Here is an 11,806-nt window from a genome sequence, read left to right on the forward strand (position 1 = left end):
TATTTTAACTCAAAACTTCAAACATTGCTTTTGCCTTCAACAAACATTCTTGATACTCAAGTTCTGGAATTGATTGAGACGTGATTGCACTTCCAACCGAAAACGAAAGATATTGATTGTCAGAATTATAGAGAATACTTCTAATTACAACATTGAAATCAAAATCACCATTTGGAGTAAAATAACCCACTGCGCCGCTGTACAATCCGCGTTTGGTTTCTTCAAGCTTTTCGATAATGTTCATTGCCGAAATTTTTGGAGCTCCAGTCATGCTTCCCATCGGAAAAGTAGTTCGGATAATTTCTACAGGTGACGTTGTATTTTCAACTTCCGATACAATTGTAGAAATCATTTGATGTACTTGCTTAAACGAATATATTTTGCATAATTCTTCAACTTGCACCGAACCTTTTGTTGCGGTTTTTGATAAATCATTTCTAACCAAGTCAACAATCATGATATTTTCTGATCGTTCTTTCGGGTTGTTTTCCAATTCAGATTTTGACAATTCATCTGATTCAATATCGAAAGAACGCTTTGAAGTTCCTTTTATGGGTTGCGAAATAACTTTTGAATCTTCTTTTTTCAAATATCGTTCAGGGGAGGCGCACATTAGGTAATTTGAATTGTTTTTAAAATACACTGCAAATGGCGGTTGCGAGATGGCATTTAGTTTTTGATAAATTTCCAGAGGTTCAATTTTAGTGTTTTCTGCATAAAATTCCAAACAAAAGTTAGCTTCATAAATATCACCACGATGAATGTGATCGAGCATTTGAGTGACTTTAGAAATATAATTTTCTTTAGAAATTCGGTTTTTAATTTCAATTTCTGAACACTGAGCACTGAATAATGAACACTGATTTATCTCATCAAAATCAAAATCAATTTCGTCATCACACATTTTTAGATATTGAATTTCGACTTGATTTCCTTTTATTAAAAATAGTTTTTTAGGTTGAAAGAAAAATAAGTCTGGAAAGTCTAAACCATCAAAATTATTAGATTTTAAATCTTCTGTATCGTTTTTTAAATCGTAAGATAAATAACCAAAAAGCCAATCTTTAGTCTGACTTTGATATTGATGTAAATCTTGAAAAGAATTGACGTAATCTGTTTTAATTGAGGTAAATGCATCAACGGCTAAAATCAAATCATAATTAGAATAATTCTGACTATTAGTATCTGAATTACTATCTAAAAATACAACTTCACGAAATTGATTGGACCAACTAAGCAATTGATTTTTAAATTCTAAACTATTTGAAATTGATTTATAAACTGATGTTCTCAATGTAATTTAATAAGGTTTCAAAAATACGATAAAATAAATCCATTCAAACGGATTTTCAAAAAATCTTGGCACGGTTTTTAATTGAGATAAATTAATTAAAAATCTTAAAAATTCAACATATTGATATAAAATTACTATTCCTACTAAACATTTGTAAACATTAACCTTTAAATAGTAATTTTTTATGAAAACAATTCCAAAAGTTGGTTTGGCGATTTTAATTTTGGGTATCGCCTATTCTTGTAAACAAGCAGAAGAAAGTGAAAATGCTGCCCTAAAAGCAGATTATGCAACAGCTACAACTGATAGCACATCGGTAATTTCGTCATCGGCAGCAGTGCAACCCAAGAACAGTAATCGGAAATTTGTGAGAACAGCCGATATTAAATTCAAAGTGAAAAACGTAGCCAAATCGACCTATGCGATTGAAAATGTGACCAATAAATTTGGTGGATTTGTAACGTATACTAATCTAGAAAGCCACATTAACGAAAAATCGGAAACTCGAGTGAGCCAAGACAGTATTCTCGAAACCACAAAATTCACAGTGGACAATAACATCACCATTCGAGTTCCCAATACAAAATTAGATACTGTTATAAAATCCATTGCTAAAGAGATTGATTTTTTGGATTCTAGATTGATAAAAGCAGATGACGTTACTTTGCAAATGTTATCCAATAAACTAGCTCAAAAAAGAAGTGAATCAACTGAAAAAAGAATCGCAAATAGCATTGATACCAAAGGCAAAAAGCTAAATCAAGTTATGGATGCCGAAGAAACTTTGGACACTAAAAAAGAGGCCAACGATAACAAAACCATAGAAAATTTATCGTTGAATGATCAATTAAATTTTAGTACGTTAACCATTAACTTATACCAACGCGAATCTATAAAACACGAATTATACGCGAGCGAAAAAAGCATTAATAATTACAGACCAAACTTGGGTTTACAAATATGGGATTCCTTAAAAACGGGTTGGTTTATGCTTGAAAGTATCGTTGCATTTATTATTCAACTTTGGGCAATTATCCTAATTATATTTTTGGGTTGGATGGGTTACAAAAAGTTTTTGAAGAAATAGAAAGAAACAAAAAAACCCACTATCATAGTGGGTTTTATATTTATTACAAATCAATTCTAATCTATAAGTTCAACTGATAAAGAACAGCCATTAGGAACAAGATTGATTGTATCATCGTTTAAATCACTTGTTGCTGTACTCAAACCTTTAACAGAGATTTGTTCGTTAGCATTTAAAGTCACAATAGAACTAGAAGAAATAGTTAATGCTTCTTCAAGAGAATCATTATTATTTACTCGTCCAGTAATACTCAAACTTCCCGGAATTAAAGTGGTTCCTCTATATAAATTGAATCTAAAAGCTTTATTATCATTTCCTGCATAAAAAGTAATTTTGTATGAAATTCTGTATCGACCAGCAGTAGACACTTGAATATTGTTATTGGTATTGTTAACTGTAATATTTGATGAAGTACCTGTAGTTCCAAATGCAACAGTTCCATTGTGAGCCAAATTCTGAACGTTAGTTCCTCCAAAATAAATATCAGCATAAGCTTTTGTTGAAGTTGGAGTTTGCCAAGTTGCTTTACCATTTGCATCAGACGTTAATACTTTCCCTACACCTTGTGTTCCGTCAACAATTTTAATCGAACCAGCAACATGCAAGCGTTCGTCTGGTGTGCTTGTTCCGATACCGGTTTTATTGTTTGAAGTTCCAATAATTATTGAATTTGCTTGAGATGCCAAAGCTTGATAACCAATTGCGGTAGCATTTTGACCAGAAGCATTGGAAGCATTTCCCAACGCCGTACTTTGTTCTCCTGTAGCTTTGGAGCCAACCCCAACTGCAAGAGCATTATTCATAGTTGCTAAAGCTTCGTTCCCAAAAGCCGTTGAACGATAACCTGTAGCTTTTGTAGATTTGCCTATAGCGGTCGATTCTTGAGCCGCTTCACTAGAAGTTCCTATAGAAATACCATCTTGCGCAGTTGCTTTTGAATTGGCGCCAATTGCAATAGCTGTATTACCAGTTGTATTCGAATTTAAACCAATTGCAACTGCTTGATAGGAAGCTTTTGCTCCAAATCCAAGCGATGTCGCGTCTTGAGCTGCTTCTGCGTTATAACCTATAGCTGTTGCGTTTTGAGACGGTGCTTTTGCAGATGTACCTATTGCAATAGATCTATCGTCGCTTGCAGTTGCAGCATTACCAATTATAATTCCACCATTTGGACTAAACTTTCCAAACTGATTATTATTTACTTTAAATAACAATGCATGATTACTATTTGTTCCTATATATTCTGAACCAGTTGTAAGTGTATTTCCAGTTAAATTCCATCCAGTAGAACTACCAGAAGCATTGCCTTTTAAAGTTTTCCAACTTCCTTCCCAGTAATAAAAACCTGGAGTAACATCGTTTGTAGAACTTGAATTGTAAACTAACAAACTTGTTGCTGGATTTGCAATTGTATTAGTATCCGTAGTAGAGGTCAAAGCAACTCTTGGAATCAATAATCCAGAGTTGGTACTTCTAATTTCTAAAGCTGACGAAGGACTTGGATTAGTTGTTCCAATTCCAACTTGAGAAAATGATAATTGGGTAATAAATAAGATTAAAATAGATAAAATTTTGGTTTTCATAATGGGGCTTATTTTTTGATGCAAAATTAATACTGATAACTCGATATAATACGTAGTATAGGTTATCATGGTTTTATTTTGCTCGAAAAAAACCTTGTTTTATGTAAAAAAAAATCTAATTTATGTAACGTTTATGTAAATTTTCTGAAAATATAACTCGTGAAAACTAAATTAATACCTCATTTCCGCTTTTTTTATTGTAAAATTTAATGAAAATTCCATTTTCGACCAAACACAAAAAAACCCGTTATATAACGGGTTTTTTATGTTAAAATAGTTAAGAATTACACGTGTAACGATCTATTATCAGTTGCTGCTAACGCTGCTTCTTTTATTGCTTCTGCAAATGTTGGGTGTGCATGAGACATTCTAGAAATATCTTCAGCAGATGCTCTAAATTCCATAGCTGTTACGGCTTCGGCTATTAAATCGGCGCAACGAGCACCAATCATGTGAACACCTAAAACTTCATCTGTTTTTGCATCGGCTAAGATTTTTACAAATCCATCTGTATCACTACTTGCTCTTGCTCTTCCTAATGCTTTGAATGGAAAACTTCCAGCTTTATATTCTACTCCATCTGCTTTTAATTGCTCTTCTGTTTTACCGACAGCGGCAACTTCTGGCCAAGTATAAACTACTCCAGGAATCAAGTTATAATCAATATGTGGCTTTTGACCAGCCAAAATTTCGGCAACCATTGCTCCTTCTTCTTCGGCTTTGTGTGCTAACATTGCTCCTCGAACTACATCACCAATTGCGTAAATATTTGAAACATTAGTCTGCAAATGATCGTTTACTTCTACCATTCCTCTGTCAGTGATTTTTACACCAGCTTTATCTGCCGAAAGTCCGTCTGTATAAGGACGACGACCAACAGAAACCAACGAATAATCTCCTTCTAAAGTGATGGTTTCACCTTTAGCATTTTCGGCTTGAACAGTAACAACTTTACCTTTTCTTTCCACCGATTTTACTTTGTGAGAAACGTAGAATTTCATTCCTTGTTTTTTCAACACTTTGGTTAATTCTTTAGACAAACCAGCATCCATTCCAGGAATAATTCGGTCCATGAATTCAACAACCGAAACTTGTGCACCTAATCTTAAATACACTTGCCCCAATTCAATTCCGATAACGCCACCACCAATAATTACTAAATGCTTAGGAACTTCTGGTAATTTTAGTGCTTCGGTTGAAGTAATAATTCTTTCTTTATCTATTTTGATAAAAGGAAGATTTGATGGTTTAGAACCAGTTGCGATAATAATATTTTTAGCTTCAATAACTTCAGATGAACCGTCAGCTTTTGTAACTTTTACATGAGTGGCATCTTCAAATGAACCTAATCCTTCGTAAACAGTGATTTTATTTTTATCCATTAAAAATTTAACACCACCCGAAGTTTGGTCTACAACTGCTTGCTTGCGAGCAATCATTTTCTCAAGATTTACTTTTACTTCACCCGAAACTTCAATTCCGTGATCGGCAAAATGCTGTAATTCTTCGTAATGATGTGATGATGCCAAAAGCGCTTTTGATGGAATACAACCCACATTTAAGCAAGTTCCACCAAGCGTTGAATATTTTTCTATAATTGCGGTTTTAAAACCTAATTGTGCACAACGAATCGCCGAAACATATCCGCCTGGACCAGAACCTATAATGACTACGTCAAATGAACTCATGATATATAATTTTGTGTGTTTTATAAAAGTTGTACAAATTTACGAATTCAATTTCAATTACAATATCAAAAATCAAATTCAATGTCAAAAATCAATTTCACTAAGAAAAATCGTGAAGAATTAGTATATTTGTTTGTAGATTATACCATTATGAAAAAACTTTTACTTTTTTTTATGTTTAGCATTTGTTTCGTTGTAAACGCTCAAACAATTTCGTTTTCAGATTCAAATTTTAAAAACCGACTTATTGCTTCTAATTCCAGCAACGGATTTGCAAAAGATACTTTCGGAAATGGAATTGTAGTTGATACAAACAGTGATAGTGAAATTCAAGTTTCAGAAGCCTTAAATGTTTATGAATTATATTTATGGTCACCTGTTTTAAATACCACAAATGATTTAATAAGTTTAGACGGAATTCAAAATTTTGCGAATCTAAAAAAATTAAATTGTGCTGGAAATAGTATTTCTACTCTTAATTTGCAAGGATTAACAAATTTGCAATACATCAATGCGGCGCAAAATGATATTGCAACAATAAATATCAATGGCTTGGTAGCATTACAAGAATTATCTATTTACAATAATTTGCTAACTTCTATAAACATTGATAATTTGACTAATTTAACCAAAATTAGTATTCATGATAATCAATTAAATTCGCTAGTTTTTAACAATAATACTTCTCTTCAAGATTTGTTTTGTTACAATAATTTAATTTCTTCACTTGACTTTAGCCTTACTCCTAGTATTAAAAATATTAGTTGCGATAATAATCTTTTAAGTACTCTAAATTTAGGAACAATTAGTCAAATAACACAATTATCTTGTGCTAACAACTTACTAACAAGCCTAAATATTAGTAATTTACCTATTTTGAATTTCTTAGATTTTTCTTCAAATCAGATTTCGTCAATTACATTTCCAAATACAAATGCTATTTTTCATTTAGATATTAGTAACAATCCTATCTCTTCATTAAATTTGAATTCATTAGATGCAATAAATCATTTAAATGCTTCCAATACATTAATTACTAATTTAGATTGCTCTCAATCAACAGTTCAACAATTGTATTGTATTAATAATCCGAATCTTCAAACTATTAATGTTCAAAATAATGTTTACACATACAGCGATACCGATTTATTATTTTTTGGATTTATGATTGGAAATAATCCACAACTGCAATCTATTTGTTTAGATAATGGTGAACAAAATAATTTATCATACGGTAGCTATAATTACAATACTAGTGGAACTGTCGTAGTTTATACTGGACCAACGTGCTCAACAATAGTTCCAGTTAATACATTTTCAAATGCTGATTTTGCTTCCAATAATTTGGTGTTATTTCCAAATCCGACTAAAAATAATTTGAACATTGTAAACACTGATGCCATTGAAATTAAATCAATAGCAGTATACAACGCAATTGGTCAATTGGTGAAAAAATTGAGTAGTTTTCAAGAAAATATAGACGTAAATGATTTAAAAAGTGGTACTTACTTCATTTCTTTAGAATTAGAAAAAGGAAATGTAACTTCTAAATTTATCAAAATTTAATCCCAATCTTGAGCAACAAAAACCATTTTTTCTCCGTTGCTGGAAGTTAGCGTTAAAAAATGACCTTCAACTTTGTAATTTTTTATGGAAGGAATTTCATTTAGAAAATCATTTTCAAGCTTCATTGCGTCGTCACAATACATTCTTGTAGCAATTCCTTGTGAAAATTGAATTGATTTGCTGTCGTTAATCGAATAGGAAAAAGATAAATTATTACAACCCATTTTAGACGATGCTCTTTCAGAATTTGTCATGTCGAGAAATGCTTTTTTCTCAACAAAAAACTCTTTTTTGTAGTCTTTGAATTCTACTAACATCCAAACCCTGTTGATGTTTTGAGTTGGAGTTTCTGTAATTTTCTTTTTGCAATTACAGGAGAATGTGAAAATTGAAACTAAAATTAAGATAGATAGCTTTTTCATAATGTTCTTATTTTGTACTACAAATTTCATGAATTTTTACGAAATGAGTACAAAACTTTGGTTAAAATTAAATCGTAATAACAGTTGTATTTTTAACCTCTCCAATCATAAAAGTGCTGTGCGTACTACCAATATGTTGTAAGGATGTGAGTTTTGTAACCATAAATTCACGGTATTCTTCCATGTCTTTTACACAAATTTTTAAAATGTAATCATAATCGCCACTAACATGAAAGCATTCTAGAACTTCATTGAGTTTTATTACTTCTTTTTCGAATTGATTGATGAATTCCTTGGTGTGTTGCAACAACTTTAAATGACAGAAAACCATAAACCCTTTATTGATTTTGTTTCTATTTAAAAGTGCTACATATTTATCTATTATTCCTTCTCGTTCTAGTTTTTTAACACGTTCGTAAACTGCTGTGACCGATAAATTGAGTTTTACCGAAAGTTCTTTCGTAGTTTTTTTTGTATCAGTTTGTAAAAGTTGGAGGAGGTTTTTATCTATTGTGTCCATGTTTTTTTTGTTTCAAGTTTCAAGTTTTTTTGATAAAAATCTAAAATGTTTTAAAAATGATTTCAAAATTAGTTTTTATTTCTACTAATTATAATTTTTATAGATTTATTTTCCAATTAAATACATATCTATTGTTCTTAAATCTTATAATTTGTTTTTTTGATGATTATTAATTAAAAACGAAAAGCCCTAGCCCAGATAGCAGTTGAAATCTCCCGATTTTTTATCGGGAATTGTAACGTATAGCTGGAAAAAGCTTCTAAAAAAACACCTATGAAAAACTTCAATCCTGCGGATAAAATTCAAGACTTACAATATTTTGGCGAATTTGGCGGTGTAAACCCATCGATTTCAGACAGTTCTACTTATACTTTTCTTTCGGCTAAAACGATGTTTGATACCTTTGAAGGCAATGCCGAAGGTTGCTATTTGTATTCGAGACATTCATCTCCGAGTAATTTATATTTAGACCAAGCACTTGCAGCGATGGAAGGAACAGAAACTGCGAATGTTTCGGCTTCTGGAATGGGTGCGATTACGCCTACTCTTTTGCAGTTGTGTAGTAATGGTGATCACATCGTGTCGAGTCGCACGATTTATGGCGGAACATATGCTTTTTTAAAGAACTTCACACCGAGATTTGGCATTAAAACATCGTTTGTAGACATCACAAAACTGGATGTTGTTGAAGCTGCAATTACCGATAAAACCAAAGTACTTTATTGTGAAACAGTAAGTAATCCATTATTAGAAGTAGCTGATATTGCTGGATTGGCGAAGATTGCGAAGAAACATAATTTGAAATTAGTAGTTGACAATACGTTTTCACCATTAAGTGTTGCTCCGATAAAATTGGGTGCCGATATTGTAATTCACAGTTTGACGAAATACATCAACGGAAGCAGCGATACAGTTGGTGGAGTGACTTGTGCGTCGAGAGAATTTATTAATAGTTTGAAAGACGTGAACAGTGGAGCAAGTATGTTACTCGGGCCAACAATGGACAGTTTGCGCAGTGCTTCGGTGATGAAAAACCTACGAACACTGCACATTAGAATGAAACAACATAGTTACAATGCAATGTATTTGGCTGAGAAATTTGAAAACGACGGATTGAAAGTAGTTTATCCAGGTTTGGCGAGTCATCCGAGTCATGAATTGTATGCTGGAATGATCAATAAAGAATACGGTTTTGGAGGAATGATGACTATTGACGCAGGTTCGATTGACAAAGCCAACGAGTTGATGGAATTAATGCAAGAACGCAATTTAGGATATCTGGCTGTGAGTTTAGGATTTTACAAAACGTTGTTTTCGGCACCTGGAACTTCAACTTCTAGTGAGATTCCTATGGAAGAACAATTGGAAATGGGCTTGACTGATGGATTGATTCGTTTTTCTATTGGTTTAGATAATCATATAGAAAGAACCTACGAAATGATGAAAGATTGTATGATGGAATTGGGAGTTTTGGAAAATGTAATGAGTTAGAATTTAGTAGTTGTTTATAAATGGAAAATCCGTTTGAGCTTTGTGCTTGACGGATTTTTTTTATGATTAAAATAATATTTGTTATTTTTAGTAGTTATCTTACAAATAGTTATGCAATTACTTTCAAATCCACAAAAACCAAAAAATGAAAACATTTATCTTATCCATCTTTCTAATTTCCATAAATTTTGTTTCAGGTCAATATATAAAAGAAAACATTTCAAAAACTTATTTTTCTGAAAATGATTCAATAACTTTTAAATATTCAAATTATCCTGAAGTTTTCAAACTTGATTTGTCTGAAAATGATACTTTAAGTCCTGGAACTAATATTGCGAAAGATATAACTATGACTGCCTATATTGGTAAAGATACACTCGTTATAAAAGGTGATAATTATCCATTTGCAAGAAAAAGTTTTATAACTATTAAAACTCCAAGAAGAACTACTGTTGTAATATTTAGATTCAATGCTTCATCATCAAATTTTTCTCAAGAATACATTCATGAAAATCAAGGAAAATTTTCAATTGTTTTATCAGAAGTGTTTGAACTTGCTAACATAATTTGGGCATTATCGCCATCTGGACAAGCTGCTATCAATTTACAAAAAGACACAGAATATTATAGAAAAGTTGAAAAATATTTTCAACCTTATTTAGATCATCCAATATTTAAAAAATTGATTTTAAAAAACAAAAATGATTACAGTGATACGTATTATCAATTCAGAGAAAATAGTTTTATGTATGAGTTTAATGGAAACAAAATTTTAAAAGGCGAAAATTATAATTATGTTTATGGCAACGATTGGCAAGGTTTTACAAATCTTTTTACTGAACTTCTCCCATTGGTTCAAGACTTTTCAGATAAATCTAACTTTAGAGCATTTTACAAAAAAAATAAAAAATATTACTCTAATGATTTAAAAAGAATAACAGAGTTAATGCCAATAAAAAATATGTGGAACTGGCTTGAAAAAGAATTTCCAATCAAACAAAATTCATATAAAATTGTATTTTCACCATTAATTGGTGGTTCGCATAGTACTCAAAATTATTCTGGCAAAGACATCAAGAACAATTCATGGTTTAGTGAATGTGTTATGTTTATTTGCAATGCTAATCGATATGATTTGAAAAAAGATATAACTGAAAAACAAAAAGAAGTATTAATGTCGGGTATTGTTTTCACAGAAATTGATCATAATTATGTAAATCCAACAAGTAATAAATACAAAAAGGAAATTGCAGAAATTTTTAAAGGAAAAATATGGACTGATGAAAAAAATATGTTTTATGAGAATCCTCAATCCGTTTTCAACGAATACATGACGCATTCGGTATTTTGTGTTTGGGTAAAAGAAAATTATGACAAGAAAACTTCTGACTATTTAATAAATGAAAGGATAAAAATGAATGTTGATAGAAGAGGATTTATAAAGTTTAAAGAATTTAATGAAGAAATGATTAGACTTATGGATGAAAACCCAACTAAAACAGTTGCAGAGATTTATCCACAAATTATAGATTGGGCGAAAAAAGAAAATTAGTACTTATGAAGCACCCAATAATCATATAAAAAAAATCCGTTTGAGCTTTGTCTTGACGGATTTTTTTATTGCATTATTTTTGCTTTAAGAAAAATTGTGTACTTTGGTAAACTTGTAATTAACCAAAAAAAATGAAAAAACTACCTTTTTTAGCAATCGTTCTCATTGTTTTAAGTTGCCAATTAGCATCTGCACAAAAACTTACCATCAAGAAAAATATCGCTTACATTGATGGTAAAGAATATTTAAAAATTAGTGATTGCGGACAGTTTGCCGAAGAATGTTCTATTTCCAATTTAGCAGGAAAGGAACTAATTTCTATAAATCAGCTTCCAGAACCTGATAAACCTGGAACTTATTTTGAAGTAGTTTTTAACGGATTAAATACAGCAATCGAAATGCGTATCAACATGAGGTATTTGGTAAAACTACTATACAAAAAAAATATTGTAGCTGCTGATGGTTCGTTAATTCCCGAAAATGTCAAAAAGCTTAAAGAAGAGTATAAATATATGGTAATTGTTCCAGCGGAGAGCGATGATTAATTGAATTATGCACCCATAAAAAAATCCCAAGTTCTTTTGAATTTGGGATTTTTTAATT

General features: G+C 31.3%; 10 protein-coding genes. 5 read left to right on the forward strand and 5 right to left on the reverse strand.

Going from position 1 to position 11,806, the window contains the following annotated elements; translation table 11 throughout:
* Positions 1 to 4 precede the first annotated feature (4 nt).
* Positions 5 to 1,294 (reverse strand): anthranilate synthase component I family protein, encoded by a 1,290-nt coding sequence (locus LG45_RS15050; protein ID WP_035128688.1) that lies wholly within the window; start codon positions 1,292 to 1,294, stop codon positions 5 to 7.
* A gap of 184 nt (positions 1,295 to 1,478) precedes the next feature.
* Between LG45_RS15050 and LG45_RS15055 the strand changes: the two genes are divergently transcribed.
* Entirely contained in the window at positions 1,479 to 2,381 is a 903-nt protein-coding gene (locus LG45_RS15055; RefSeq protein ID WP_035128690.1) for a DUF4349 domain-containing protein, read from the forward strand.
* Positions 2,382 to 2,437: 56 nt separating this feature from the next.
* Here LG45_RS15055 and LG45_RS15060 read toward each other — a convergent pair whose 3' ends face one another.
* Positions 2,438 to 3,964 carry a hypothetical protein gene (locus LG45_RS15060; protein WP_035128692.1) on the reverse strand — a complete coding sequence of 509 codons (1,527 nt, stop codon included), beginning with the start codon at positions 3,962 to 3,964 and terminating at the stop codon, positions 2,438 to 2,440.
* Between the two features lie 284 nt (positions 3,965 to 4,248).
* Entirely contained in the window at positions 4,249 to 5,652 is a 1,404-nt protein-coding gene (lpdA, locus tag LG45_RS15065; RefSeq protein ID WP_035128694.1) for a dihydrolipoyl dehydrogenase, read from the reverse strand.
* An 81-nt stretch (positions 5,653 to 5,733) separates the two neighbouring features.
* Between lpdA and LG45_RS15070 the strand changes: the two genes are divergently transcribed.
* Positions 5,734 to 7,218, forward strand: coding sequence for a T9SS type A sorting domain-containing protein (locus tag LG45_RS15070; RefSeq protein WP_035128696.1), 1,485 nt, complete (start codon positions 5,734 to 5,736; stop codon positions 7,216 to 7,218).
* Here the strand turns inward: LG45_RS15070 and LG45_RS15075 are convergent.
* A complete protein-coding gene (locus LG45_RS15075; protein WP_165570821.1) occupies positions 7,215 to 7,640 on the reverse strand; it encodes an META domain-containing protein in 426 nt (141 codons plus the stop codon). The two genes, LG45_RS15070 and LG45_RS15075, sit on opposite strands and share 4 nt — an antisense overlap.
* Positions 7,641 to 7,707: 67 nt before the next feature.
* Entirely contained in the window at positions 7,708 to 8,160 is a 453-nt protein-coding gene (locus tag LG45_RS15080; protein ID WP_035128698.1) for an Lrp/AsnC family transcriptional regulator, read from the reverse strand.
* Positions 8,161 to 8,433: 273 nt separating this feature from the next.
* Between LG45_RS15080 and LG45_RS15085 the strand changes: the two genes are divergently transcribed.
* From LG45_RS15085 to LG45_RS15095, 3 genes are all read left to right on the forward strand, one after another.
* Positions 8,434 to 9,651, forward strand: coding sequence for an aminotransferase class I/II-fold pyridoxal phosphate-dependent enzyme (locus LG45_RS15085; RefSeq protein ID WP_035128700.1), 1,218 nt, complete (start codon positions 8,434 to 8,436; stop codon positions 9,649 to 9,651).
* 145 nt (positions 9,652 to 9,796) lie between these two features.
* Positions 9,797 to 11,203 (forward strand): DUF4932 domain-containing protein, encoded by a 1,407-nt coding sequence (locus LG45_RS15090; RefSeq protein WP_035128702.1) that lies wholly within the window; start codon positions 9,797 to 9,799, stop codon positions 11,201 to 11,203.
* Positions 11,204 to 11,334: 131 nt separating this feature from the next.
* Complete coding sequence (locus LG45_RS15095; protein WP_035128704.1) at positions 11,335 to 11,748, forward strand: hypothetical protein; 414 nt, start codon at positions 11,335 to 11,337, stop codon at positions 11,746 to 11,748.
* Positions 11,749 to 11,806 lie beyond the last annotated feature (58 nt).

This window comes from Flavobacterium aquatile LMG 4008 = ATCC 11947, from assembly GCF_000757385.1.
Taxonomy (GTDB): domain Bacteria; phylum Bacteroidota; class Bacteroidia; order Flavobacteriales; family Flavobacteriaceae; genus Flavobacterium; species Flavobacterium aquatile.